The organism is Rhodococcus sp. Chr-9, assembly GCF_000801125.1.
Lineage (GTDB): Bacteria > Actinomycetota > Actinomycetes > Mycobacteriales > Mycobacteriaceae > Rhodococcus > Rhodococcus pyridinivorans.
The window spans coordinates 29,172-54,357 of sequence record NZ_JTIZ01000017.1; the positions used below are offsets into that span (position 1 = coordinate 29,172).

The 25,186-nt window shown below is 67.5% G+C and carries 24 protein-coding genes and 1 pseudogene; 16 read left to right on the forward strand and 9 right to left on the reverse strand.

Annotated features, from left to right (window positions below; genetic code table 11):
* Positions 1–4: 4 nt before the first annotated feature.
* The 9 genes from QR64_RS02025 to QR64_RS02065 all read left to right on the forward strand — a co-directional run bounded on the left by QR64_RS02025 (position 5) and on the right by QR64_RS02065 (position 9,110).
* Positions 5–1,048, forward strand: coding sequence for an acyl-CoA dehydrogenase family protein (locus tag QR64_RS02025; RefSeq protein WP_039583887.1), 1,044 nt, complete (start codon positions 5–7; stop codon positions 1,046–1,048).
* Positions 1,033–2,184 (forward strand): acyl-CoA dehydrogenase family protein, encoded by a 1,152-nt coding sequence (locus QR64_RS02030; RefSeq protein WP_039583845.1) that lies wholly within the window; start codon positions 1,033–1,035, stop codon positions 2,182–2,184. The genes QR64_RS02025 and QR64_RS02030 overlap by 16 nt, the downstream gene beginning before the upstream one ends.
* 29 nt (positions 2,185–2,213) lie before the next feature.
* Positions 2,214–3,233, forward strand: coding sequence for a bifunctional MaoC family dehydratase N-terminal/OB-fold nucleic acid binding domain-containing protein (locus QR64_RS02035; protein ID WP_006550464.1), 1,020 nt, complete (start codon positions 2,214–2,216; stop codon positions 3,231–3,233).
* A complete protein-coding gene (locus QR64_RS02040) occupies positions 3,230–3,634 on the forward strand; it encodes a MaoC family dehydratase (protein ID WP_033096915.1) in 405 nt (134 codons plus the stop codon). Before QR64_RS02035 ends, QR64_RS02040 begins: the two co-directional genes overlap by 4 nt.
* The gene (locus QR64_RS02045) at positions 3,631–4,800 is read left to right on the forward strand and encodes a lipid-transfer protein (protein WP_019290166.1); all 1,170 of its coding nucleotides are present in this window, start codon (positions 3,631–3,633) and stop codon (positions 4,798–4,800) included. Before QR64_RS02040 ends, QR64_RS02045 begins: the two co-directional genes overlap by 4 nt.
* 79 nt (positions 4,801–4,879) lie before the next feature.
* Positions 4,880–6,286, forward strand: coding sequence for a DUF2252 domain-containing protein (locus QR64_RS02050; protein ID WP_006550461.1), 1,407 nt, complete (start codon positions 4,880–4,882; stop codon positions 6,284–6,286).
* 115 nt (positions 6,287–6,401) lie between these two features.
* A complete protein-coding gene (locus QR64_RS02055; protein ID WP_170318476.1) occupies positions 6,402–7,238 on the forward strand; it encodes a mycofactocin-coupled SDR family oxidoreductase in 837 nt (278 codons plus the stop codon).
* A gap of 94 nt (positions 7,239–7,332) precedes the next feature.
* Positions 7,333–8,310 (forward strand): daunorubicin resistance protein DrrA family ABC transporter ATP-binding protein, encoded by a 978-nt coding sequence (locus QR64_RS02060; RefSeq protein ID WP_033096913.1) that lies wholly within the window; start codon positions 7,333–7,335, stop codon positions 8,308–8,310.
* An 11-nt stretch (positions 8,311–8,321) separates the two neighbouring features.
* Complete coding sequence (locus QR64_RS02065) at positions 8,322–9,110, forward strand: ABC transporter permease (RefSeq protein WP_170318477.1); 789 nt, start codon at positions 8,322–8,324, stop codon at positions 9,108–9,110.
* Positions 9,111–9,137: 27 nt separating this feature from the next.
* Here the strand turns inward: QR64_RS02065 and QR64_RS02070 are convergent, their stop codons facing one another.
* The 7 genes from QR64_RS02070 to QR64_RS02100 form a co-directional block, all read right to left on the reverse strand.
* Positions 9,138–9,752: a flavodoxin family protein gene (locus QR64_RS02070; protein WP_006550457.1), complete on the reverse strand. Its 615-nt coding sequence runs from the start codon at positions 9,750–9,752 to the stop codon at positions 9,138–9,140.
* Positions 9,753–9,802: 50 nt separating this feature from the next.
* The gene (locus QR64_RS02075; RefSeq protein ID WP_228044839.1) at positions 9,803–10,861 is read right to left on the reverse strand and encodes an alpha/beta hydrolase family protein; all 1,059 of its coding nucleotides are present in this window, start codon (positions 10,859–10,861) and stop codon (positions 9,803–9,805) included.
* Positions 10,862–10,922: 61 nt separating this feature from the next.
* A complete protein-coding gene (locus QR64_RS02080; RefSeq protein WP_024102878.1) occupies positions 10,923–12,668 on the reverse strand; it encodes a cholesterol oxidase substrate-binding domain-containing protein in 1,746 nt (581 codons plus the stop codon).
* Between the two features lie 34 nt (positions 12,669–12,702).
* Complete coding sequence (locus tag QR64_RS02085; protein ID WP_006550454.1) at positions 12,703–13,563, reverse strand: MaoC/PaaZ C-terminal domain-containing protein; 861 nt, start codon at positions 13,561–13,563, stop codon at positions 12,703–12,705.
* 40 nt (positions 13,564–13,603) lie between these two features.
* A complete protein-coding gene (gene kstD, locus QR64_RS02090) occupies positions 13,604–15,316 on the reverse strand; it encodes a 3-oxosteroid 1-dehydrogenase (RefSeq protein ID WP_006550453.1) in 1,713 nt (570 codons plus the stop codon).
* A gap of 178 nt (positions 15,317–15,494) precedes the next feature.
* Positions 15,495–15,857 carry a hypothetical protein gene (locus QR64_RS02095; RefSeq protein WP_033096911.1) on the reverse strand — a complete coding sequence of 121 codons (363 nt, stop codon included), beginning with the start codon at positions 15,855–15,857 and terminating at the stop codon, positions 15,495–15,497.
* 2 nt (positions 15,858–15,859) lie between these two features.
* Complete coding sequence (locus tag QR64_RS02100; RefSeq protein WP_039583850.1) at positions 15,860–17,008, reverse strand: Rieske 2Fe-2S domain-containing protein; 1,149 nt, start codon at positions 17,006–17,008, stop codon at positions 15,860–15,862.
* 191 nt (positions 17,009–17,199) lie between these two features.
* On the opposite strand from QR64_RS02100, the gene hsaA reads away from it, so the two are divergent.
* Genes hsaA through hsaB form a run of 4 tightly spaced genes read left to right on the forward strand, consistent with a single transcriptional unit; the run spans position 17,200 to position 20,746 of the window.
* Positions 17,200–18,375 (forward strand): 3-hydroxy-9,10-secoandrosta-1,3,5(10)-triene-9,17-dione monooxygenase oxygenase subunit, encoded by a 1,176-nt coding sequence (gene hsaA, locus QR64_RS02105; protein ID WP_006550450.1) that lies wholly within the window; start codon positions 17,200–17,202, stop codon positions 18,373–18,375.
* 8 nt (positions 18,376–18,383) lie between these two features.
* The gene (gene hsaD / locus QR64_RS02110) at positions 18,384–19,259 is read left to right on the forward strand and encodes a 4,5:9,10-diseco-3-hydroxy-5,9,17-trioxoandrosta-1(10),2-diene-4-oate hydrolase (protein ID WP_006550449.1); all 876 of its coding nucleotides are present in this window, start codon (positions 18,384–18,386) and stop codon (positions 19,257–19,259) included.
* A complete protein-coding gene (gene hsaC / locus QR64_RS02115) occupies positions 19,260–20,159 on the forward strand; it encodes an iron-dependent extradiol dioxygenase HsaC (RefSeq protein ID WP_019290158.1) in 900 nt (299 codons plus the stop codon).
* Positions 20,159–20,746 carry a 3-hydroxy-9,10-secoandrosta-1,3,5(10)-triene-9,17-dione monooxygenase reductase subunit gene (gene hsaB / locus QR64_RS02120; protein WP_019290157.1) on the forward strand — a complete coding sequence of 196 codons (588 nt, stop codon included), beginning with the start codon at positions 20,159–20,161 and terminating at the stop codon, positions 20,744–20,746. Before hsaC ends, hsaB begins: the two co-directional genes overlap by 1 nt.
* 90 nt (positions 20,747–20,836) lie before the next feature.
* On the opposite strand, the gene QR64_RS26390 is transcribed toward hsaB, so the two are convergent.
* Positions 20,837–21,814 (reverse strand): PRC-barrel domain-containing protein, encoded by a 978-nt coding sequence (locus QR64_RS26390; RefSeq protein WP_152640894.1) that lies wholly within the window; start codon positions 21,812–21,814, stop codon positions 20,837–20,839.
* Between the two features lie 181 nt (positions 21,815–21,995).
* On the opposite strand from QR64_RS26390, the gene QR64_RS27445 reads away from it, so the two are divergent.
* The 3 genes and pseudogenes from QR64_RS27445 to QR64_RS02135 all read left to right on the forward strand — a co-directional run.
* A partial coding sequence (locus tag QR64_RS27445; protein WP_411908067.1) for an aminotransferase class III-fold pyridoxal phosphate-dependent enzyme occupies positions 21,996–22,177 on the forward strand: 182 nt, incomplete at its 3' end.
* A gap of 1 nt (position 22,178) precedes the next feature.
* Positions 22,179–23,211, forward strand: a pseudogene (locus QR64_RS02130) (aspartate aminotransferase family protein); the annotation flags it as partial.
* A gap of 22 nt (positions 23,212–23,233) precedes the next feature.
* Positions 23,234–23,728: a DUF3830 family protein gene (locus QR64_RS02135; RefSeq protein WP_019290153.1), complete on the forward strand. Its 495-nt coding sequence runs from the start codon at positions 23,234–23,236 to the stop codon at positions 23,726–23,728.
* A 65-nt stretch (positions 23,729–23,793) separates the two neighbouring features.
* Here QR64_RS02135 and QR64_RS02140 read toward each other — a convergent pair whose 3' ends face one another.
* A complete protein-coding gene (locus tag QR64_RS02140; RefSeq protein ID WP_039583851.1) occupies positions 23,794–25,164 on the reverse strand; it encodes an amidase in 1,371 nt (456 codons plus the stop codon).
* Between the last annotated feature and the right edge of the window lie 22 nt (positions 25,165–25,186).

Sequence of the window (25,186 nt, forward strand, 5' to 3'; positions counted from 1 at the left end):
GACGGTGGACTTCGCACGTGACGAGACACAGGAGGAAATCGCCGGTGTGGCGGCCGGTCTCCTGAAACGCGGCCTCACCGACGACGCGTTGTGGGCCGCGCTGGCCGACGCCGACCTGCTCTCGCTCGCTCTGCCGGAGCGTCTCGGCGGGTCGGGCCTCGGGCTCGGCGAGGTCGCCACCGTGCTCACCGAGATCGGACGCGGAGCCGCGCAGACCCCGGCCCTGGTCACCCTCGGCCTGGGCGTGCTGCCGATCCTCGCGCTCGCCTCCGAACAGCAACAGGACGACCTGCTCGCCGGCGTCGCCGAAGGAGCCGTGCTCACGGCCGCGCTCGGCGAACCGGGGCGCGCCTTCCCGGAGCAACCGGCCGCCACGGCGGTCGCCACCGACGGGGGCCACGCGGTCACCGGTTCGTTCGTCGCCGTGCCCTACGCCGATCGGGCACGCGTGGTGCTGCTGCCCACCGACGCAGGCGTGGTCGCGGTGGCTCCCGACGCCGTGGGCATGACCCTGCGTTCGAGCCCCACCTCGACCGGCTCTCCCGAGTTCTCGGTGCGCGCCGACGGCGCCGTGGGTGTCCTGCTCGCCGAATCCGGCACCGACGCTGTGGCGATGCTCCACCGGATCGCGCTCGCCGCCGTGGCGGCCTTCGCCGACGGACTGCTCTCCGGGGCAACCGAACTCACGGCGAAGCACGTCAGCGAGCGGCACCAGTTCGGCAAGCCGCTCGCGACCTTCCAGGCCGTCGCACAGCAGATCGCCGACGTCTACGTCACCGCCCGCACCCTGCACGTCGCGGCGCTGTCGTCGGTCTGGCGCCTGGCCGAAGGTCTCGACGCCGCGGACGATCTCGACATCACCGCCTACTGGATCGCCGCCGAACTGCCGCCGGCCATGCGGGTGCTGCACCACCTGCACGGCGGCGTGGGTGTGGACGAGACCTATCCGCTGCACAAGTACTCGTCGACCGCCAAGGACCTCGCCCGGTTGCTCGGCGGCGCCTCGTACCGACTCGACCTCGTGGGGGCCCGGTGTTCATCGATCTGACCGACGACCAGCGCGCACTGCAAGCCGAACTGCGGCGCTACTTCAGCAGCCTCGTCTCACCCGAGGAGGCTGCGATCATGCGCACGGAGCGGCACGGCCCCACCTATCGCGAGGTCGTGCGTCGCATGGGCAAGGACGGTTGGCTCGGCGTAGGCTGGCCCGTCGAGTTCGGCGGCCGCGGCTTCGGCGACGTGGAACAGCAGATCTTCGCCAACGAGGCCGTCCGCGCCGACGTGCCGTTGCCGAGCGTCACCCTGCAGACCGTCGGCCCGACCCTGCAGGTCTACGGGACCGACGAACAGAAGCGAAAGTTCCTGCCCGCCATCCTCGCCGGCGAGGTGCACTTCGCCATCGGCTACTCCGAACCCGAGGCCGGTACCGACCTCGCCGCCCTGCGCACCACCGCCGTCCGCGACGGCGACCACTACATCGTCAACGGACAGAAGATCTTCACCACCGGCGGGCACGACGCCGACTACATCTGGCTCGCCGTCCGCACCGGCCCCGCCGACTCGCGTCACCGCGGCATCTCCGTGCTCATCGTCGACACCAAGGATCCCGGCTTCAGCTGGACGCCGATCATCACGTGCGACGGTGCCCACCACGTCAACGCCACCTACTACAGCGACGTATGCGTTCCCGTCGAGATGCTCGTCGGCGAGGAGAACAAGGGCTGGAAGCTCATCACCACCCAACTCAACCACGAACGCGTCATGCTCGGCCCGGCCGGTCGCGTCGCCGGCATCTACGACCGGCTCGTCGAATGGGTCCGCGCCCACGAACTCCGGGACCGCCCCGAGGTGCGACGCGCACTCGGCGAGATCCACGCGACCTGGCGACTCAACGAACTGCTCAACTGGCAGGTCGCGGCGAGCAGCAACGACGCCGTCGACATCGCCGATGCCTCGGCGACCAAGGTGTTCGCCACCGAGCGGATCCAGCGCGTCGGGCGCCTCGCCGAGGAGATCGTCGGTGCCTTCGGCGATCCGGCCGACGACGACACCGCCGATCTGCTCCGCTGGCTCGACATGATGGCCAAACGCAATGTCGTCATCACCTTCGGCGGTGGCGTCAACGAGGTGATGCGCGAACTGATCGCCACCGCCGGTCTGGGCATGCCGCGGGTCCCGCGGTGAGGCAGGAGAATTCGGTGACACAAGGTTCGGTGACACGAGATGCTCGGGGGAGGATCCCCGAGGAGATCCGGCAGGCGGCCGAGAAGGTCCGCGGCGACGGCCCGTCCGCGCCGCGACCCGGCCGCGATCCGGTGAACATGCCGATGATCCGCAACTGGCTCGAGGCGATCGGCGACGACAACCCGATCTACACCGACGAGACCGCGGCGATCGCAGCCGGTCACGGTGGTCTCGTGGCCCCGCCCGCGATGGCGCAGGTGTGGACGATGCGCGGCCTCGGCGCCGAACGCGAGAAGGACGACCCGCTCGGCCGGATGACGCAGATCCTCGACGACGCCGGCTACACCTCGGTGGTCGCCACCAACTGCGACCAGATCTACCACCGCTACCTGCGCCACGGCGAGCAGGTGACGATCGAATCCACCCTCGAGGACGTCGTCGGCCCGAAGCGGACCGGGCTCGGAGAGGGATGGTTCTTCACCACCCGCAACCTGTGGAAGGTCGGCGACGAGGTCGTCGCCGAGATGCTATTCCGCATCCTGAAGTTCGCACCGCCGTCGAAGGACGAGCGCGCGGAGACGTCGGAAGACCGGCCCACATCCGCGGTACCCGACGATCTCGACCCCACGCGGATGCTCCGCCCGTCCGTCTCCCGCGACACGCAATTCTTCTGGGACGGCGTGGCCACCCACGAACTGCGCATCCAGCGACGCCCCGACGGCACCCTGCAGCACCCACCCGTCCCGGCGCTCTGGCTCGACAAGTCGGAAACCACCGACTACGTCGTATCCTCCGGTCGCGGAACGGTGTTCAGCTTCGTCGTCCACCACGCGCCCAAGGTGCCGGGGCGGCAGGTGCCCTTCGTCGTCGCGCTCGTCGAACTCGACGAGGGTGTCCGGATGCTCGGTGAACTCCGCGACGTCGACCCTGGACAGGTACGCATCGGGATGCCGGTCGAGGTCACCTTCCTCGACTTCCCCGGCGACGACGAGACCGGCGGGCAGCCGTGGACGCTGTACGCCTGGAAGCCCCTCGAGGAGGACGTGTGAGCACCCCGACCGTCACGACGGGCGAGAGCCTGCCCTCCCTCGGGATCCACGCCGATCCCACCTTCATCGTGTCGACGGCCCTGGCCACACGCGACTTCCAGGACGTGCACCACGACCGCGACAAGGCACAGCAGCGCGGATCGAAGGACATCTTCGTCAACATCCTCACCGACACCGGCCTCGTGCAGCGCTACGTCACCGACTGGGCCGGCCCCCGCGCGGTGGTGAAGTCGATCTCGCTGAGACTGGGCGTGCCCTGGTACGCCTACGACACCCTGACCCTCTCGGGCACCGTCGCGTCCGTCGAGGACGGACTGGTCACCGTCGACATCACCGGCACCAACAGTCTGGGCAAACACATCACGGCCACAGCCACTGTCGTGATCGGAGGCACCGCATGAGCGGCCTGTCGGGTGCAGCGGCGATCGTCGGCATCGGCGCGACCGACTTCTCGAAGGACTCCGGCCGCAGCGAACTCCGCCTCGCGGCCGAAGCGGTGTGCGCCGCCCTCGACGACGCGGGACTGACCCCGGCCGACGTCGACGGTCTGGTCTCGTTCACGATGGACACCAACACCGAAGTGGCCGTGGCCCGTTCGGTGGGCATTCCCCACCTGAAGTTCTTCTCCCGCATCCACTACGGCGGCGGTGCGGCGTGCGCGACGGTGCAGCAGGCGGCGATGGCCGTCGCGACCGGCGTGGCCGACGTGGTGGTCGCGTACCGGGCGTTCAACGAGCGGTCCGGCGCGCGGTACGGGCAGGTCAACATTGACCTTGCCGCACAGGTGAATTCGTCGGGAACCGACAACGCGTTCTCCTACCCGCACGGGCTGAGCACACCGGCCTCGTTCGTCGCGATGGTCGCGCAACGCTACATGCACGTCTCCGGTGCGACGAGCGCCGACTTCGGCGCCGTGGCGGTCGCGGATCGGGCGCACGCCGCCACGAACCCGAAGGCGTTCTTCCACGGCAAGCCGATCACGCTCGAGGACCACCAGAACTCGCGGTGGATCGCCGAGCCGCTGCACCTGCTCGACTGCTGCCAGGAATCGGACGGCGGCGTCGCGATCGTCGTCACCAGCGCCGCGCGGGCGAAGGACCTGAAGCAGACCCCAGCGATGATCGCGGCCGCGGCGCAGGGGAGCGGACCCGATCAGTACATCATGACCAGCTACTACCGGGACGGGCTCACAGGCCTGCCGGAGATGGGCATCGTCGGCGACCAGTTGTGGGAGCAGGCGGGCATCGGACCGCAGGACATCGCCACGGCCGTGCTCTACGACCACTTCACCCCGTACGTGCTCATGCAGCTCGAAGAACTCGGTTTCTGCGGCCGCGGTGAGGCCAAGGACTTCGTCGCCGACGGCATCCAGGTGGGCGGACGGCTACCGATCAACACGCACGGCGGTCAGCTGGGCGAGGCCTACATCCACGGCATGAACGGCATCGCGGAGGGCGTACGGCAGATCCGCGGCACGGCCGTCAACCAGGTCGACGACGTCGACCACGTCCTGGTCACGGCAGGAACAGGAGTTCCGACCTCAGGGCTGGTGCTGTCGCGGTCCTGACGCCGTTTCCCTCCCAGGGGACCGCAGGCCTGCCTACTATGAAGGCCCACACTCCGGTGATATCCCCGTGGGAGGACCCATGTCGGTCACGGACGGACATGTCGTGCATCCGACGCGCGAACAGCGGGTCCAGAACGGTCTCGCCGCTCGGAGGGGCACTCCCGTCGAGTCGCTGGCCGATCTCGGGGAGTCGTCCCGGGATCCGATCGCGCTGCTCGAGAGTCAGGCGCAGTCGCGCGTCCCCCAGCTCGTTCCGGTCCGGTACGGCCGCATGGCGACGTCGGCGTTCGCGTTCTTCCGCGGTGCTGCACTGGTGATGGCCGACGATCTGTCGCGCACATCCGACAGTGGTCTGCACACACAGCTGTGCGGCGACGCCCACGCGAGCAATTTCGGCCTGTTCGCGACTCCGGAACGGAGAACGGCCTTCGACGTCAACGACTTCGACGAAACCTATCCGGGGCCGTTCGAATGGGACGTCAAGCGCCTGGTCGCAAGCCTCGAGATCGCCGGTCGCGACAACGGGTTCACCGCGAAGGAACGCCGGAAGATCACCCGGGCATGTGCCGCAGAGTACCGCGAGACGATCTGTAGGCAAGCGCAACTCGGAAATCTGGCCGTGCGGTACTCCCACCTCGATCCCACGACCGAGATAGCGGGGTTGGGTGGCCTGCTGGATGCGAAGATGGAGAAACGCACGCGGAAAGCGCTCGACAAGGCCTCGCGCCGCGACAGCCTCCAGGCACTGGAGAAGCTGACCACCATCATCGACGGTCACCGCCGGATCATCAGCGATCCGCCGCTCATCGTGCCCGTCGAAGAGGTCTTCGCCGACCTCGACGCCGAGGCGATCTACGACGAGTTGTACGGCCGTGTCCGTTCGTACCGGGCGACACTACAGTGGGACCGCCGAGTCCTCCTCGAACAGTTCGAACTGGTCCAGGCCGCGCGGAAGGTCGTCGGAGTGGGCAGTGTCGGCACGCGGGCGTGGATCCTCCTGCTGCGCGGTGCGGACGACGACGATCCGTTGTTCCTGCAGGCGAAGGAGGCCCAGCGTTCGGTGCTGTCGTACTACGTCGACGGTCCGACCTTCCGGAACGAGGGCGAACGGGTCGTCAACGGTCAGCGGCTGATGCAGTCGGCGAGCGACATCTTCCTCGGCTGGCAGCAGGGCGCCGGGGCCGACGGGGTGAACCGGGATTTCTATATCCGTCAGCTCCGCGACGGCAAGGGTTCGGCGGTGATCGAGGAGATGGTGCCCAAGGGCCTGAAGCTCTACGGCCGACTCTGCGGCCGAGTCCTCGCCTTCGCCCATGCGCGGGCCGGCGACCGGATCGCATTGGCGGCCTATCTCGGCACGGACGAGGAGTTCGACGAGGCGGTCTCGTCGTTCGCGGTGGCCTACGCGGACCGCAACGAACGCGACCTGCAGGCGCTGCACGACGCCATCGAACAGGGACGGGTGAAGGCCCGGACCGGGCTCTGATCCCCGTCTGATTCGTGCCTGCTCCCCGGGCATGTCCGCTGTCCGGGAATCACCCATCCGTCCTTTCGCTCGGCGCGGTACAAGGGAGGTGATCACGCGCCGACGGAAGGACGTCATGATGGGTTTCGAGGGCAAGGTCGCATTCGTGACGGGAGCGGCGCGGGGCCAAGGACGCTCGCACGCCGTCGCATTCGCCGAGGCAGGCGCCGACGTGGTCGTCTGCGACCGGTGTTCCGACTCACCGGTGGTGGGATATCCGCTGGCGACCGAGGAGGACCTCGCGGAGACGGTGCAACTCGTCGAGGCGACCGGTCGCCGCGCCGTCTCTGCGACACTCGACACCGCCGACCGTCCGGCGATGGACGCGCTGGTGGCTCGTGCCCACGCCGAACTCGGGCGGATCGACATCGCGGTCGCCAATGCCGGGGTGTCGGTCGCGGCACCGGTGTACCGCATGTCGCAGGAGATGTGGGACGAAGCGATCGCGTCCAATCTCACCGGGGTGTTCAACACCGTCGCCGCGGTCACGCCGGGGATGATCGAACGCGGCTACGGTCGTATCGTCACGGTGTCGTCGATGCTCGGCCGAGCGGGCAACACCAACATGGCCGCGTATGCGGCGTCGAAGTGGGGCGTGATCGGCCTGACGAAGAGCGCCGCCCTGGACCTCGCGCAGAACGGCATCACCGTCAACGCCGTCGCCCCGGGCAACATCTCCACGCCGATGATCCACAACGACGCGCTCTACGGGATGCTGCGGCCCGACCTCGAACATCCGACCGCCGACGATGTCGCTCCGGTGTTCACCTCCCTGCACGCACAACCGGTGCCGTGGCTCGACCCGGCCGAGGTCACCCGTGCGGTTCTGTTCTTCGCCGACGAGGCGTCCGCACACATCTCCGGCACCGTGCTGCCGATCGACGCCGGCAACGCCGCCCGGGTGACGGGCTGAGCGATCCTCCCGGCGGAGCGATGAGAAAACCCGTCGAACCGTGTCGGTCTCTTCGTGCACACTGTGCTCACCACCACAGTCAGGGGAGAAACTGATGGCCGACGCCATAGTTGCAGAAGGACTGATCAAGACATACGGGCAGCTCAGAGCGCTCGACGGGGTAGATCTGCGAGTGCCGGAGGGGACGGTCACCGCGCTGCTCGGGCCCAATGGGGCCGGAAAGACCACCACGGTGCGGGTGTTGACGACACTGCTCGTCCCCGATGCCGGTCGCGCCGAAGTGGCGGGATACGACGTCCTCACCGAGGCGCGAAAGCTCCGCTCCAGGATCGGAGCATCGGGGCAGTACGCGGCGGTCGACGAATATCTCACAGGCTTCGAGAACCTCGAGATGGTCGGCCGGCTGTACCACCTCGGCGCCAAACGCAGTCGCCTCCGGGCACGCGAGTTGCTCGAACAGTTCGATCTCGAAGAAGCGGGCGATCGCCCGGTCAAGGGTTATTCGGGCGGTATGCGACGCCGCCTCGACCTCGCCGGTGCGCTCGTCGCCGATCCTCCGGTGCTGTTCCTCGACGAACCCACGACGGGTCTCGATCCGCGGGCCCGCCTCGGGTTGTGGGACGTCATCGACACCCTCGTGCAACGCGGCACGACGCTGCTGCTGACGACGCAGTACATGGACGAGGCCGAACGCCTCGCCGACGACATCGTCGTGATCGATCGGGGCACGGTCATCGCCCGCGGCACGGCCGACGAGCTCAAGAGCCGCGTCGGTGGCGAACGCATCGAACTCGCCGTGACCGACACCGATCAGCGCGACCGCGCGGTTCGCGAGCTCGAATCGGTGGCGTCCGGGGAGGTCAGGGTCGAGCGCAGTACCGGCCGCATCACCGTGCCGGTCAGCGGCGACTCGGGCGGCGGAACCGACGGGCTCGTGATGGCGCTCGGGAAGCTGTCGGCCGCGGGCATCCGGGTCTCCGACGTCGCACTGCGGAAACCGACCCTCGACGACGTGTTCCTCACGCTCACCGGTCGCGGCACGGACGAGAAGGTCGAGGAGGCGGTGTCGTGAGCACACTCGAGATGGTCGCATCCGACGGCCTGACCATTGCCAAGCGCAACATGATCAAGATCAAGCGTGTGCCGGATCTGCTGGTCTTCACGACGCTGTCGCCGATCATGTTCGTGCTGCTCTTCGCATACGTCTTCGGCAGCGCGATCGACGTTCCCGGCGTCTCGTACCGGGAGTTCCTCATCGCAGGCATCTTCACCCAGACGGTCATCTTCGGATCCACCTGGACGGGCCTCGGGATGGTCGAAGACCTGCAGAAGGGCATCATCGACCGGTTCCGGTCGCTGCCGATGGCCCCGTCCGCGGTGCTCATCGGACGCACCAGCACCGACGTGCTGATCAATGTGCTCAGCCTCGTGGTGATGTCGTTGACCGGTCTTCTCGTGGGGTGGCGGATCAACACCTCGGTCGGTGAGGCGCTCGCCGGCTACCTGTTGCTGTTGTTGTTCGCCTACGCCCTGTCGTGGGTGATGGCCGTGATCGGCATGTGGATCCGCACACCCGAGGTCTTCAACAACGCGAGCTTCATGGTGATCTTCCCGCTGTCGTTCATCGCCAACACGTTCGTCGACCCGTCGTCGATGCCGACGGTGCTGCGCGTCATCGCCGAATGGAATCCCATCTCGGCCGTCACGCAGGCGGTCCGCGAACTGTTCGGCAACACCAATCCCATGGTGCCGCCCCCCGACGTGTGGCCCCTGCAGAATCCGGTCCTCGCGTCGCTGATGTGGACAGCGTTGATGCTGATCGTGTTCGTGCCGTTCGCGATCCGCAGGTACCAGAAGGCCGTCAGTCGCTGACCGTCGGCGTCCGGCCGGCGGGTGGGTTCATCCCGGGTAGGGCGCGTACTGGCGCTGACGCAACAGCGTCGCCAGGTGCACGGCGTTGCGGGCGACGGATTCGGTGGTCGAGCGCACCGCTTCGGGGATCTCGTCGAGATCCTTGAAGTCGGTGCCCGACATCGCCTCGCCGTTCCAGTAGGTCGAGCTCTGCGCAGGGATCGAGAAACCGATGTCGTTGAGGCTCTGGAACAGGTCGGCGACGATCTTGTGCGCGCCGTCCTCGTTGCCGACGACTGCGGCGATCCCGACCTTGCCCACCATGCGTGGACGGTTCTCGTCGTCGGTGTTCGACAGTTCGGCATCGAGCCGCTCGAGGACGCGCTGGGCGACGCTCGACATGTGTCCCACCCAGGTCGGTGTGGCGACGAGCAGGATGTCGGCCGAGACGATGCGCTCGACGATCTCCGGCCATTGATCCCCATCGCCCATGTCGGCTTCGACACCGGGCTTGACGTCGAAGTCGACGACCCGGACGGTTTCGACGCTGACGTCGTGCTTCGACAGTGCGTCGAACACGTGCGCCACCATCTTGTCGGTGCTGGACTCGGCGGGGGACGGCTTGAGCGTGCAGTTCAGGGCCACGGCGTGCAGTGCTGTCATGTGCCCGGGATACCCGAGTTACACCACGACAATCACCTACAACACGACAGTCAGCGACCGCGTGCGGCCGCCCAACTGTCGATCGCCGCCGAGAACTCGAACGAGGTGGGCAGCAGCGCCACCTGGTCGGCCGGGCCGGGCTGCAGCGGGCCGAGTTCCTCGAGACTGTGGTTGGCGGTGGTGAAGTGCTCGAACTGCAGGTCGGTGTGGGCGAGGGCGTTTCGCAGCGGCTCGACCTGCGCGCAGTTGATGTTCAGGTCCTTGTCGGAACAGGTGAGCAGCACCGGGGTGTCGGCCGCCAGCTCCGCGGCGAGCTCAACCGGGTCGAGCTGGTCGGACTCGAAGAGGAACTTCGCGTTCGCGGGGTTCATGCCGAACTGCGCGAGGATCGGGTGCAGATCGGTGGGGAAGGCCCCGGTCGTCCGCAGCGACTCGACGGCACGCGGCAGGTCGGCCCGGACCGCCTCGCCGTCGGGGCCGAGCTGTCCGGAATCCACCACGGCATTCAGCTGGGCGGTCAGCAGGTCCAGGTAGCGCATCGGCAGCGGAGCGAGAAGTGCGAAGCCGCTTCCGATACCGCGATCGGCGAGTGCGAGCGCGGTCAGTGCACCCTCGCTGTGTCCGAGGACGAGGATCTCCTCGGGGGAGACTCCGGTGTGTTCAGCGAGCAGACGCACCGCGGCTTCGGCGTGGTCGACCTGCTCGGTGAAGCCGTACTCGCCGATGGTCTCGACCGTGTAGGACCCGAGGCCCGTCTCACCGGCCCCGATCTTGTCGAAGCGCAGGCTCGCGATGCCGTGGGCGGCGAGTGCGTCCGCGGTGCGCACCAGGGTGTCGGCCGCCCAGCCGGGCTGGTTGCCGTTGCGATCGGTGGTGCCGCTGCCCGGGAGCAGCAGTGCGGCGGCCACCGCGGCTCCGTCCGGGTTGCGGAGGCTGCCGTGGAAGGTGGTGCCGTCGGCCTCGAAGGTCACCGGGGCGTCGGTGCCGTTCGACACGGCGACCGAACCCGTGTCGGGAAGGGCCACCGCGGTTCCCGCGAGTGTCACACCTCCCGCGAGAACCAGCACGGGCACAGCAGCAGCACCGATCCACCTTCGCACGTTCCGCATGGTGCGAACCCTAGCAAAGGACTGCGCTGTGCCCGTGGTGAGCGAGGACGCCCGTGGGAGATCAGGGGAGCAGGGTGTCGATGAAGGTGTTGCTGAAGACCCGATGCGGATCGAGACGGTTGTAGACCGCGCGAGCCGAATCCCAGTTCTCGTCCGAGGGAACACCTTCCCGGTAGGTGTCGGGCAGGCCCTGCGTCAGGATCTGCTCGTCGGTGTACGGCAGGTCGGGACCGAACGCCCAGCCCTTCGACCATTCCGGCCGGAAGGTCGAGTCGCTTCCGTTGTACCGCTGCCGCATCCACTGCTCCATCTCCCGGTAGAAGGCGAACATGCCGGGAGTTCCCGGGACACCGAGAACGTTGAGCCAGATGGCGGTGTCCCATTCCGGGTGGTCGGGACGCGGGCGGGTCGACGCGATCGTCGGCGGTCCCGCCGACGGGACGAGGACGTCCTCCGGCCGATCCAGTCCGCAGCACCGGATTTCGACCGGACCGTTGAGAGGGAACTGTCCCAGGCTGCGGTAGTGCTCGATGCGCTCGGAGAACCAGTGCGCGAAGTCGTGGATCACGTTGGCGATGTTGGCGCGGTTCGTGAGCACCGCACCGCCACCCTCGGTCAGTCGCAGGGTGGTCGCCTTGATGTAGAACTGCAGATCCTTCGACCAGCCCCAGATGTCGGACGATCCCGTCGCTGCGAGACCGGCCACGGTCACGCCGTAATAGGTCTGACCGAAAGCCGGTGCGATCGAAGTGTTCCCGGCCGTGATGTGCCCCAGCAGGTCGGTGATCGGTTCGGGCACGTTGTCGGAGAACGGGTAGTTGTACGGCCCGGTGACCTCCCGCGAGGTGGCCGGCTTCTCCGGTGCGAGCGACCACACCTTCATCCACGGACGTTCCGTGAACGGATACCAGATCGCCTCGGCCCGCCCCGCCGAATCGACGAACGACTCGAAGGTCCGACCCGGCGAACCGGCGGGGGAGAACAGTTCCTGCCAGGTGATGTCGGTGAAGGACTGGCAGCGCATGCGATAGTTCGGTCCGGCCTGCAACGTGACGGACGTGATGAACGTCCGGCCGAGATGCGTGAGCAGCGGGGTGATCTCGGGATCGGCGCGGGTGAAGGTACGCAGTGCGTAGGCGCTGCCGTCCCACACGACGGCGGTCAGTTCGGTCACGAGATTGCTCAGCGACCCGAAGGTGTGACCGGGGAGGGTGGATTCACCGTTGGCGGGCAGGGCGGCGCCGTGCGCGTTGACGGCGAGCGCCCCGGCGATCGACAACACGCCGGGCGCAGGAAGATTCGCGAGTCCGAGACCGTGGTCCTGCAATGCAGTGGTGATGACGTCGAGCGTCGCGCCGGGACCTGCCGTGACGGTCGCGGGGGAGCCTCCGGGGTTCACCTGGACCCAGTCGAGATGGAGCATGGTGTCGGCGAGGATCACCCGGTCGACGGGTGCGCCGTTGACGATCGTCAGCGGTGTCCAGCCGTGCATGGCCCCGCGCGGACGGATGGTGTATCCGTTCTCGTGCGCCCAGTTCACCAGGCGCACCACGTCGTCGGGGGTGCGAGGCGCGCAGGTCCAGATGGCGTCCAGCATGATCTCCTTGGACCAGTTCTGGTACGCCTGCTGGTAGAGATCGATGCCGTCGGGGAACACCGGGGGAGTGGGGAGCGTCGAGGCCGCGGACCCGGAGGGGACGGCATGTACCGGGGTCCATCCACCGAGGGCGGAGACCGCCAACGCACCGGCGCCGGCCGCGAGGAAACCGCGCCGCGACAGGCGCGGCGACGAATCACGAAGTGTCATGTTCGAATGTCGCTCTTTCGGGAGGGCGTGGCGATCACGCCACGGTGAGTACCACGTCGGCCAGGGCAGGGGCGAGATCGCGTTCGATGACGGAGACGGTCACGAGTTTGCGGTCGCCGTCGTTCCACACGCGCACCCGGAGGGTCTCGCCGGGGAAGACCACACCGGCGAACCGGGCGCGGAATCCCTTCACGCGCGATGCGTCGGCGTCGAGCAGACCGTCGGTCACCGCCTTGCACACGATGCCGTAGGTGCACAGCCCGTGCAGAATCGGTGCCGGGAAGCCCGCCGCGGATGCGAACTCGGGATCGGAGTGGAGGGGATTGCGGTCGCCGCACAGGCGGTAGAGCAGCGCCTGCTGTGGAAGGGTCGGCACGTCGAACTCGGCGTCCGGTTCACGATCGGGATACTCCACCGACTCCGACGGGCCGCGCTCGCCGCCGAAACCACCCTCACCGCGGGCGAAGATCGACGACCGCGCGGTCCACAGGGGATTGCCGTCGAGATCCTCGGTCACCGATTCCTGCACGACGACCGCGGCCTTGCCCTTGTCCCACACCTCGGCGATGCGGGTGACCGTGCGGCCCTTGCCCGAAGCGGGGATGGGCGCGTGCACGGTCACCTCCTGGCTGCCGTGGACGACCTTGGCGAGATCGATCTCGATCCCGGGGAATGAGACCTTCGGCGGCTCGACCTGGTGGAAGGTCGCGGCGACGGTCGCGAAGGTGGGGAGTACCTGGGGACCCCTGTCCCGGAGGTAACGCAGTTCACCCGCGTCGGTGGGATGGGACCCGGCACCGATGCCGAGGTTGTAGAGCTGGACATCGGTGCTGCTCCACTCGAACTCCTGAGCGGGCAGTTCGGCTCCGACGGCAACCGAGGGATCGATGGGCACGGGTACTTCCTTTCTACGGCTCGAACGCGAGTCGATCGGGTCACACGGTGTCGGCGGATTCTCGCAGCTCTTCGGCACGTTCGTCACGCGTGCGGTCCAGGATGTCCAGGGCCGCGAGATAGCCGAAGGTCATCGCCGGTCCGATGGTGGCGCCGGGCCCGGCGTAGGTGTGACCCATGACCGGGGAGCTGGCGTTACCGGTCGCGTACAGGCCGTCGATCACGCTGCCGTCCTCGCGCACCACCCGGCCATGGACATCGGTGACGAGCCCGCCCTTGGTGCCGAGATCGCCGGGGACCACCTTGAACGCGTAGAACGGGGCCTTGTCGACCACGCCGAGGCTCGGATTCGGCTTGTTGCGCGGATCCCCGTAGTAGTGGTCGTAGTGGGATTCGCCGCGGCCGAAGTCCTCGTCCTTGCCGGCCCGGGCGAAGCCGTTGAACCGCTGCACCGTCTCGGTGAGGGCGTCGGCCGGTACCCCGATCTTCTCGGCGAGTTCGGCGACGGAACCGGCCTTGACGAGCACCCCGGCCTCGAGCCACCGGCGGGGGAAGGGAGTGCGGGGGGTGATGCCGGCGAAGGTGTAGCGGTCGCGGTAGCGCTGATCGAGGATCAGCCAGCTGGGGATGTTCTCGCCCGGTCCCTCGCCGCGGCCGTGCTTGCCGCCGTACATCGCATGCGTCGCTTCGACGTAGGGCGCCGACTCGTTGACGAAACGCTTGCCTGCGGCGTTGACCATGAGGCACCCGGGGAGGCTGCGTTCCGACAGTGCGAACCACGGGCCGCCGGTGAGAGTGAAGGACGGTCCCCACCAGGCATCGTCCATGAAATCGACTGCGGCGCCCAGCTTCTGTCCGGCGCGGATGCCGTCTCCGGTGTTCGCCTTCGCGCCCACGGTCCACTCGGTGCCGATCGGCTGACGCTGGTACTGCGCCCGCATCTCGGCGTTGTGCTCGAAACCGCCGCTTGCGAGGATCACGCCCTTGCGGGCACGGATGACGCACTTCTCGCCGTTCGCGACCACCTCGACGCCGCGCACGACCCCGTCCTCGACGACGAGGTCGGTGAGCGCCGTCTCCAGTAGCAGGGGCACACCGGCGTCGCGCAGACCGATCCGCAGCCCGGCCATGAGCGCCTGGCCTCGGACGAGCAGGTGCTTCTTGGTGATGTTCGCCCAGACGAACCGAGCGCCGACCCGCATGGCGCGAACCGGTCCGCGCGGATTCCGCATGAGCAGGTTCAGCCACTTGTAGTCGGCCTGGGTGATGACGAAGTTCTTGGGAGCTCGGGCGTAGTCGGGTTCGAGGAGAGCGAGATCCTCGCCGAGACGGCGGCCGTCGAAGGGCGTCGGTTCGACCGAACGGCCACTGGGACGTCCGCCCGGCGCCTCGGGGTAGTAGTCGGAATAGCCCGGTACCCATTGCAGTTCGAGGGCGCTGTTCTTCAGGACGAAGGAGAGCATCTCCGGTCCGCGATCGATGTAGGTGTCGATCTTCTCGGCAGGTACGCCGTCGCCGATGATGCTGTGGAGGTACTTCCGGGCTTCTTCGGGGGTGTCGTCCACCCCGGCGGACTTCAGCGCCTCGTTGTTGGGAATCCACACACCGCCGCCCGATCGGGCGCTCGACCCGCCGTAGCGCGACGCCTTCTCGATCAGGACCACGTCGGCGCCCTTGCGGGCTGCGGTGATGGCGGCGGTCATTCCGCCGGCACCGCTGCCGACGACAACGATGTCGTACTCCTGCTTCGTCATGTAGAACACGTTATAGAAATGGCGGTGCCGAGTCCATCCCCGAATGCGAAGAGCCCTGGACGTGAAGCGAAGACGCGGTGACGCCGACACTGGAACGCGATATCGCCGGCCGACGACGAGCGACGGCACCGTCCGATAGGGACGGTGCCGTCGCGGGGTCGATCGGGGTCGGAATCGGTCAGGTGGGTGATCCGTCCGGTACGGGAAGGGTGCCGTCGAGCACGGCCCGGTCGATGCTCTCCCGGAGCCGCGGACACCCTTCGCGCGGTGTGATGGACGAGCCTCGGAGCGAGGCGGTCTCGCGGAAGGTCGGGCACACGGTGTCCGGATCCTCCTGCCACTGCACGCTCGTGTGCGACAGGCTGTTCTTGCGCACCAGCACGCAGGTGCCGCACTCGCGGCACTGCACCTCGTGCTGACCCGAATCCAGATAGTTGATCTTGTCGATCGCGGTCTGGGCGGCGACGGCCTCGGCCCGCTCGGGCCACTGGGAGAAGTCCGGGGACTTCGCCCACCTGCTCCGCCGGGTCGAGGCACTCATCGTCACACCTCCGCTTCCTGCTTGCCCTGTTCTTCCTCGCGCTTCTTACGCTCGAGATTCTCGGCGACCTCCTTCTCCCAGGCCTCGTTGGCCTTGGCGGTGTCGACCTCGAACTCGAAGCGGCCCGTCATCTTCTCCGTCACGTCGGCGACGTCGACGTAGAACTGCTCGTACCAGCGGCGGAGCTGGTAGACCGGACCGTCCTCATCGCACAGCAGGGGATTGTCGATCTTTGTCTTGTTCTTCCAGATCTCGACGTCCTGCAGGAAGCCCTCGCCGACACCCTCGGTGAGCTTGGCGGCCAGCACGTCGGACTGCTCGGGTGACATGCCCTGCGGCTTCTTGACGATGATGCCGTACTGCAGCATGAACGAATCGTGCGTGATCGGGTAGTGGGAGTTGATCAGCACGGATTCGGTCTGGTACCCACCGTAGTTGTTCTTCAGCGGATTGATCATGTAGGAGGGGCCGTAATAGGCCGCGTACGACTCGAGCGTCGACTCCAGCCCGTACTGCGTCGCCATACCCTTGTCCGGCCGGCCGCGGGTGTTGAGGTACTGCTCCGCGATGTGCCCCTCGAAGACGTTCTTGAAGAACGTGGGGAAGGCGTAGTGGATGTAGAAGAAGTGCGCCATGTCGACGACGTTGTCGATGATCTCGCGACAGTTGGAACCTTCGATCCGGATCTGGTTCCAGGTCCAGTCCGTCCACTCGTCCGAGCCGTACTGCTCGATCTCGGGGATGGTGACCTCCGGAGGCGGGGTGTTGCCCTCGGGGTCGTTCCACACGAACAGCTGGCCGTGCTTCTCCATCGTGATCCACGAACGGGTGCGGGCCAGCGGGGGAACACGCTTGGCGTACGGGATGTCCGTGCACTTGCCGTTGCCGCCCCAGCGCCAGTCGTGGAACGGGCACGCAACCGAATCGCCCTTGATCTCGCCCTGTGACAGGTCGCCGCCCATGTGGCGGCAGTACGCGTCGAGCACCTTCGCGTCGCCGTTGCTGTCGGCCCACACCACGAGTTTCGTGCCGAAGGCCTCGACGGCGTGAGGCTTGCCGTCCTTGAACGTGCGACTGAGGCCGAGGCAGTGCCAGCCTCGCGCGAAACGCGTCCGGACCTCTCCGACGTCGATCTCGCGAATCTGTGCCATGTCCGCTCACTTCCCTCCGGAAATCTCTTCTAGAACACGTTATAGAATTCGCGTCCCGAGGGGAAGGGTTCGGGGACTTTGGTCCCGCCACAGAGATTGTCTACCTGCGGGTGTGGCGCGTCTCGACACGAATAAGAACATGTTCTAGTCTCGGTACAAGCGATCAATTCCTGAACAGACGGGAGCGTCCAGTGGGTGACCACGACAGCCACGAGGTACTGCAGCGGATCGACGCTCTGCTGCCCACGCTGCGAGAACGTGCGCAGGAGGCCGAGAATCTGCGCCGGGTGCCCGACGACTCGATCAAGGAACTCCAGGAGGCCGGCTTCTTCAAACTTCTGCAACCGGCCCAGTGGGGTGGATACGAGGCCGATCCCGTCACCTTCTTCACCGCGGTGCGCAACATCGCGAGCGCGTGCGGCTCGACCGGATGGGTCTCCGGCATCATCGGCGTCCACAACTGGCACCTCGCACTCTTCGACCAGCAGGCCCAGGAAGAGGTCTGGGGCGACGACACCGACGTCCGCATCTCCTCGTCCTACGCGCCCATGGGTGCCGGTGAGGTCGTCGACGGCGGATACAAGGTCAACGGTGCGTGGGCCTGGTCGTCCGGATGCGACCACGCGAGCTGGGTCGTCGTCGGTGGCCCGGTCATCAAGGACGGCCGCCCCGTCGACTTCGGCAGCTTCCTGATCCCTCGTTCCGAGTACGAGATCGACGACGTGTGGCACGTGGTCGGCCTGCGCGGCACCGGATCCAACACGATCAAGGTCAAGGACGTCTTCGTCCCGCGCCACCGCTTCCTCAGCTTCAAGGCCATGAACGACCTCGCCTCGCCCGGGCTCGAGCGCAACACCGCACCCGTCTACAAGATGCCGTGGGGCACCATCCATCCCACGACCATCTCGACGCCCATCGTCGGCATGGCCTACGGCGCGTACGAGGCGCACGTCGAACACCAGGGCAAGCGTGTCCGTGCGGCGTACGCCGGCGAGAAGGCCAAGGACGATCCGTTCGCCAAGGTGCGCATCGCCGAGGCCTCCAGCGACATCGACGCGGCCTGGCGTCAGCTGTCGGGCAACGTCGCCGACGAGTACGCCCACCTCCTCGCCGGCGAGGAGGTTCCGATGGAACTGCGGCTGCGGGCGCGTCGCGACCAGGTCCGCGCGACCGGCCGTGCCATCACGTCGATCGACCGTCTCTTCGAGAACTCGGGTGCCACCGCACTCGCGGACGGCACACCCATCCAGCGTTTCTGGCGCGACGCGCACGCCGGTCGTGTGCACGCCGCCAACGACGCCGAACGCGCCTACGTGATGTTCGGTGCCGCCGAATTCGGCCTGCCGATCACCGACACGATGGTCTAGGGGTGGATGTGACCGCAATCGACGAGATCACCTACGAGTCGACCTCCCGTTTCGCGCAGGTCCGCGACGACCTGCGCCTGCACTACCACGAGGCCGGTGTCGGCAACGACACCACGATCGTCCTGCTCCACGGCGGTGGCCCGGGCGCGTCGTCGTGGTCGAACTTCGCCAGGAACATTCCGGTGCTGGCACAACGGTTCCACGTGCTCGCCGTCGACCAGCCCGGCTACGGCAGGTCCGACAAGCCGACCGAGCATCCGCAGTACTTCGTGCACAGCGCGTCCGCGCTGAAGGACCTGCTCGACACGCTCGGGATCACCGACCGCGTCCACCTCCTCGGCAACTCGCTCGGTGGTGGTGCCGCCGTGCGGTTCGCGCTCGACTACCCCGAGCGCGCAGGGCGACTCGTCCTCATGGGGCCGGGTGGGCTGAGCGTCAACCTGTTCGCACCCGACCCCACCGAGGGGGTCAAGAATCTCGGCCGGTTCTCGTACGAGCCCACCCGCGAAAATCTCGAGGCGTTCCTGCGGATCATGGTCTTCGACCAGTCGCTGATCACCCCCGAGCTCGTCGAGGAGCGGTTCGCGTCGGCGAGCACCCCCGAGTCGCTCGCTGCGGCGAAGGCGATGGGGAAGTCGTTCTCCAGCGCCGAATTCGAGAAGGGGATGCTCTGGCGCGACGCCTACAAACTCCGTCAGCGGGTACTGCTGATCTGGGGTCGCGAGGACCGCGTCAACCCGCTCGACGGTGCACTCGTCGCACTGAAGATGATCCCGCGTGCACAGTTGCACGTGTTCGGTGGATGCGGCCACTGGGCCCAGCTCGAGAAGTTCGACGAATTCAACCGCCTGACAGCGGATTTCCTCACGGATGGAGTCGAATAGATGAGTATCCGGTCGCTGGCATATCTCCGGATCGGCGCCACCGACGTCCCGGCCTGGCGCGAGTACGGACTCAAGGTCCTCGGCATGATCGAGGGCAAGGGCACCCACGCCGACGCGTTGTACCTGCGGATGGACGACTTTCCGGCCCGGCTCGTCATCGAGCCGCACGAGTCCGACACGCTGCTCGTCTCGGGCTGGGAGACCGCGAACGCCGCCGATCTCCAGTCGGTTCGCGACAGTCTCTCCGCGGCAGGCGTCCCGTTCAAGGAGGGCACCGCCGAGCAACTCGCCGATCGTCGCGTCGACGAACTGATCGTCTTCCAGGATCCGTCGGGCAACACCCTCGAGGCGTTCCACGGTGCCGCCCTCGAACACCGCCGCGTCGTCAGCCCGTACGGGCACAAGTTCGTCACCGGCGAGCAGGGTCTCGGGCACGTGGTGCTCTCGACCCGCGACGACGAGGAATCGCTGCGCTTCTACCGCGACGTGCTCGGTTTCCGCCTGCGCGACTCCATGCGGATGCCTCCGCAGATGGTCGGCCGGCCCGCCGACGGAAAACCGGCCTGGCTGAGGTTCTTCGGATGCAACCCGCGCCACCACAGCCTCGCCTTCCTGCCCATGCCCACCCCGTCGGGCATCGTGCACCTGATGATCGAGGTGGAGAACTCCGACGACGTCGGTCTCGCCCTCGACCGCGCACTGCGGAAGAAGGTCAAGATGTCGGCGACGCTCGGACGCCACGTCAACGACAAGATGCTGTCCTTCTACATGAAGACCCCCGGCGGATTCGACGTCGAATTCGGTTGCGAGGGGCTGCAGGTCGAGGACGACGACTGGATCGCCCGTGAATCCACGGCCGTGAGCCTGTGGGGCCACGACTTCTCGGTGGGAATGCAGTAATGACCGCGCCGGAGGCCGGAGAGAACGGTGCGATCGACCCACAGGCCTTCCGCACCGTGCTCGGGCAGTTCTGCACCGGCGTCACCGTCATCACCACCACCGAGGACGACGGAACGCCTGTAGGATTCGCGTGCCAGTCGTTCGCAGCGTTGTCGCTCGACCCGCCGCTGGTGTTGTTCTGCCCCACGAAGCAGTCGCGGTCGTGGGCGGCCATCGAACGAGCGGGCCGCTTCTGCGTCAACGTCCTTGCCGAGGAACAGCAGGAGACCTGCGCGCGGTTCGGTTCTCGCGAACCCGACAAGTTCGCCGGACTCGACTGGACGCCCTCCCCGTTGGGCTCACCCGTCCTGACGGGATCGCTTGCGCACATCGATTGCACGGTCGAGACGGTGCACGACGGGGGAGACCACTGGGTGGTCTTCGGTCGCGTGTCGTCGCTGAGCGAGGTGCGCGACGAGAAGGAACGCCCGCTGCTCTTCTACCGCGGGCAGTACACCGGGATCGAACCGGAGAAGACGACGCCGGCGCCCTGGCGCGACGACCTCGAAGCGTTCCTCACCTCTGTCACGGAGGACACCTGGTTGTAGATCGCAGGACCGTACCGCGCGACACGTGGTACCGCACGACGAAGCCGGGACGACCACATCGATTGTGGTCGTCCCGGCTTCGTGTGTGGATCAGGAACGGTCGGCGCCGGTCGCGTCGTCCGGTTCCTCCTCGTAGTACTCCGTGGTCACGACGCGGCGCACCAGGCGCGGCTTGCGCGGCCGGTCGGCGTCCTCGCCGCCTGCCGTGTCCGTCTTCGCATCGGCCGTGCTCGTGTCGGCCGACGGCGGCGGCGTGAAGTGCGCCGGCCCCGTCGGTCCCGGACCGACGATCTCCTGATCGCTGCCGCTGCCGCTGCCGCTGCCGCTGCCGCTGCCGCTGTCGCTGCCGGGAGCTGCGTGGCGGGCGGTGTCCGCCGCCGAGTCCGCGGTCCCGGACGGTGTGGACGAGTCCGCGGTCCCGGACGGTGTGGACGGCGTCGACGCGGTATGCCCCGGCATCGAGTGCTCGAGCGATTCGTCCCGCTGGCCCTCGCTCGGCCGGTAGTTGCCGGCGATCTCCTCACGCGCGACGTCGGGCGGTGTCGGTGAGGGCCCGGTTCCCGCCGATGTGGTGGTGCCGTACGTCTCGCCGGTGTGCGGCGTCCCGGTGCCTCCCGGTCCGCCGGCCGCGCCACCGACGAGGCCACCACCGGCTGCGCTCCGCTCGCCGAGGCCGCTGCGGTCGTCGGTGAACCCGGCCCGATCGTCCGTGAATCCGCCCTGATCGCCGGTTGATCCACCCCCTGCAGGGGTGTCCCCGAACCGGCGGTAGTAGCGGTACAGCTCGTCCTCCTCGAGCGGGGTCAGCTCACCGTTCTCGTCGATGTTCGGGGCGCCGGTGATCGTGTCCTTGTCGAAGGGCAGGCGCACTCCGGTGCTGTCGAGCACGGCTTCGTCGATCGGGGCGAAGTGCCGGCGCGTTCCGAACAGACCCGTGACGACGGTGATCCAGGCGGGTCGGCCCGTGTCGTTGTCCAGGTAGACCTCTCCGACGCGTCCGAGCTTGTCACCGTCCGGCCCGTACGCGGTGGCGCGAGCGAGGGTGTCGATGTCGTCGTTGCTGATCATGATGTCCTCATCCGTGGGCGATGCGGCTTCCTGCTGTGCGGATGCCCTGCGGTGCGAGTGACGAAACGCTGCCGTTACACCGCTCGCCGTTGCGTCGACCCTCCCCGCGTGTTATCCATATTGTCAACAATCCGACAACCGGCACGAGGGTTCGCGCCCTCGGCTGTTCGGAGGGATCGTCATGGCCCGTCTTTCACCCCGCCTGCTGCAGGCAACGCCCGTCACCGTCGACCACGCCGAGGGGTGCTACATCCACGGCACCGACGGACGTCGGTATCTCGACTTCACCGCCGGCATCGGCGTCACGAGTACCGGCCACTGTCACCCGCACGTCGTCGAGGCCGCCCGCCGGCAGATCGGCTCNGATGCACCGGCCCCTGCTCGAACTCACCGAACGCCTGGGCACGGTGCTCCCCGAAGGACTCGACTCGCTGTTCTTCGCCAATTCGGGCAGCGAGGCAGTCGAGGCGGCGCTGCGTCTGGCCCGCCAGGCGACAGGGCGACCCGGAATCGTCGTCTTCCACGGCGGTTTCCACGGCCGTACCGTCGCCGCCGCCACGATGACCACCTCCGGAACCCGTTTCTCCGCAGGGTTCTCGCCGCTCATGGGCGGTGTACACGTCGCTCCCTTCCCCACGGCCTATCGCTACGGCTGGTCGGAGGAGGAAGCGACCGATTTCGCCCTGCAGGAACTGGACTACCTGTTCGCGACCCTCGTCGCGCCGGACGAGATCGCGGCCTTCGTCGTCGAACCGGTCCTGGGCGAGGGCGGTTACGTCCCCGGCAACACCAGGTTCTTCCAGGGACTGCGGCAGCGGGCCGACGAACACGGCATCCTGCTCGTCTTCGACGAGATCCAGACCGGATTCGGGCGGACCGGAAAGTTCTTCGGGCATCAGCACTTCGACGTGCGACCCGACATCATCACGATCGCCAAGGGCCTCGCGAGCGGTTTCCCGCTGTCGGGTATCGCCGCCTCCGAGGAACTCATGGAGCGCGCCCGTCCGGGATCGCAGGGCGGCACGTACGGAGCTAATGCGGTCTCCTGCGCGGCGGCCGTGGCCACTCTCGACGTGATCGAGAAGGAGGGGCTCGTCGACAACGCCGCCGCACGTGGACGTGAACTGCTCTCCGGTGCACGGGAGAACACGATCGACGCCATCGGCGACGTGCGCGGCCTCGGCCTCATGGTGGGCCTCGAGTTCACTACCGACGGAGCACCCGACCGGGAGCGGGCGTCCGCAGCGCAGCAGCTCGCCGCGCAGAAGGGGTTGCTGCTGTTGACCTGCGGTGCGCACATGAACGTGGTGCGCATGATCCCGCCGCTGATCGTCACCACCCGGCAGATCGAGGATGCGCTCGGGATCTGGTCCGAGGTCCTCGCCGAGGTCCGATAATCCGTCGAACGAGGGAGTCCGCGTGGCCCGATACATCACGATCACTCTCGACAAGCGCGACATCACGTGCAGAGCAAGGCTTCTCGACGACGAGGCGCCGCTCACCTGCGCGGCGGTGTGGGACGCCCTGCCGCAGAGCGGTTCGGCGTTCCACGCCAAGTACGCCCGCAACGAGCTCTACACCCTCGTCCCGAGGATCACCGCGGCACCGCACCGGGAGAACCCGACGGTGACACCGATCCCGGGGGATGTGTGCCTGTTCGACTTCGAACCGTGGGAGATCGGTAATCCCGCATACGGTTACGAACCCGGCTCGCAGGCCCATGCGCAGCAGGGAGCGACCGATCTCGCGTTGTTCTACGGCCGGAACAATCTGTTGCTCAACGGCGATGTGGGCTGGGTGCCGGGCAACGTCTTCGCGACGATCGAGGATGGCCTGCCCGAACTCGCCGTCGCGTGCAACGACCTGTGGATCCAGGGGGTCGTGGGGGAGACGCTGAGCTTCGCACGCGCATAGACGGGCACCGCACGGGAACGGCACCGCACAGTCTGTGCGGTGCCGTTCCCGTGCAGACCGCTTCTTCAGCTCAACGCGTACTCGGCGAATCGCGCGACGGCGAGCAGCAGGTCGTCCGAGTGCCGCGGCCCGACGATCTGCAGGCCCACGGGCAGACCCGCCGAGGTGGTGCCCACAGGGATGCTGATGGCCGGCTGCTGCGTGAGATTGAAGGGATAGGTGAACGGGGTCCACTGCGGCCACGAGGTGAGCGACGAACCCGGAGGCACGTCGTGGCCGGCCTCGAAGGCGGGGATCGGCATCGTCGGGGTGATCAGCACGTTGTACTTCTGGTGGAAGATCCCCATCGTGATGCCGACCGCCGCCGCGACCGCACGGGCCTCGAGATAGTCCACGGCACCGAGTTGTTCGCCGTGGGACCACACGCGTCCGAGACCGGGATCCACCTTGTCGCGCGTGCCCTCGGGGAAGGTCTTCAGCATCGTCGCTGCGCCTGCCGCCCAAAGGTTCTCGAAGGCATCGAGCGGATCGGGGAAACCGGGATCGGCGGCGGTCACGCGCAGCCCGGTTTCGTCGAGGACGCGGACCGCCCGGTCGACGATCTCACCGACCTCGGGGTCAACGTCGACGTAGCCGAGGGTCTTGGAATAGGCGACGTCCATCCCCACCACCTCGCGGTTGAGGCCACCGCGGAAGGTCGTCAGCGGCGGCGCAAGGGCCGTCGGGTCCCGGGGATCGGGCAGCGCGAGGATGTCGGTGAGCAGCGCCGCGTCCTCGACCGTCCGGGTGATCGGCCCGGCGTGCGCGAGCGGCCCGAACGGGCTGGCGGGGAAGATCGGGATCCGGCCGTGAGTGGGCTTGAAACCCACCACGCCGCAGAACGATGCGGGGATGCGGATACTGCCCCCACCGTCGGTGCCGACGGAGCACGGACCGAAGCCGGCCGCGACCGCCGCCGCGCTGCCACCGGACGAGCCACCGGCAGTCTTCGTCGTATCGACGGGATTCGTGGTCACCCCGTACAGGGCCGAATCGGTCACCGCCTTCCACGCGATCTCCGGGGTGGTGGTCTTGCCCACCAGCACCATTCCGTCCTCGCGCAGCCGGGCCGCGACCGGGCTGTCGACGTTCCAGTCCTGGTTCTCGTCGATGGCCTGCGAGCCCCGCAGGGTCGGCCATCCGTCGGTGAGGAAGACGTCCTTGATCGAGATGGGGACCCCGTCGAGCAGACCCTTCGAATAGCTGGTCCGCCACCGCTCCTCGGAGCGGCGTGCCTGGTCGAGGGCCTTCTCCTCGTCGACGAGGCAGAACGAGTTGATCTCGCGATCGTGCGCCGCGATCCGATCGAGCACGGCCCGTGTCACCTCGACGGGAGACAACTCGCCCGAGGAGAACGCCGACACGAGTTCGACGGCGGTCATGTCTGTGGGCTCCATCGTGCCTCCTTCTCGTCGGACG

Coding starts and splice junctions, on each gene's coding strand:
- QR64_RS02095 (WP_033096911.1), bottom strand. CDS start 15,857: ATGAGTGCCTCGACCCGGCGGAGCAGGTGGGCGAAGTCCCCGGACTTC.
- QR64_RS02080 (WP_024102878.1), bottom strand. CDS start 12,668: ATGACACTTCGTGATTCGTCGCCGCGCCTGTCGCGGCGCGGTTTCCTC.
- QR64_RS02045 (WP_019290166.1), top strand. CDS start 3,631: ATGAGCGGCCTGTCGGGTGCAGCGGCGATCGTCGGCATCGGCGCGACC.
- QR64_RS02075 (WP_228044839.1), bottom strand. CDS start 10,861: ATGCGGAACGTGCGAAGGTGGATCGGTGCTGCTGCTGTGCCCGTGCTG.
- hsaB (WP_019290157.1), top strand. CDS start 20,159: ATGACCGCGCCGGAGGCCGGAGAGAACGGTGCGATCGACCCACAGGCC.
- QR64_RS02140 (WP_039583851.1), bottom strand. CDS start 25,164: ATGGAGCCCACAGACATGACCGCCGTCGAACTCGTGTCGGCGTTCTCC.
- QR64_RS02100 (WP_039583850.1), bottom strand. CDS start 17,008: ATGGCACAGATTCGCGAGATCGACGTCGGAGAGGTCCGGACGCGTTTC.
- QR64_RS02055 (WP_170318476.1), top strand. CDS start 6,402: ATGATGGGTTTCGAGGGCAAGGTCGCATTCGTGACGGGAGCGGCGCGG.
- kstD (WP_006550453.1), bottom strand. CDS start 15,316: ATGACGAAGCAGGAGTACGACATCGTTGTCGTCGGCAGCGGTGCCGGC.
- QR64_RS02065 (WP_170318477.1), top strand. CDS start 8,322: ATGGTCGCATCCGACGGCCTGACCATTGCCAAGCGCAACATGATCAAG.
- QR64_RS26390 (WP_152640894.1), bottom strand. CDS start 21,814: ATGATCAGCAACGACGACATCGACACCCTCGCTCGCGCCACCGCGTAC.
- hsaC (WP_019290158.1), top strand. CDS start 19,260: ATGAGTATCCGGTCGCTGGCATATCTCCGGATCGGCGCCACCGACGTC.
- QR64_RS02070 (WP_006550457.1), bottom strand. CDS start 9,752: ATGACAGCACTGCACGCCGTGGCCCTGAACTGCACGCTCAAGCCGTCC.
- QR64_RS02060 (WP_033096913.1), top strand. CDS start 7,333: ATGGCCGACGCCATAGTTGCAGAAGGACTGATCAAGACATACGGGCAG.
- QR64_RS02050 (WP_006550461.1), top strand. CDS start 4,880: ATGTCGGTCACGGACGGACATGTCGTGCATCCGACGCGCGAACAGCGG.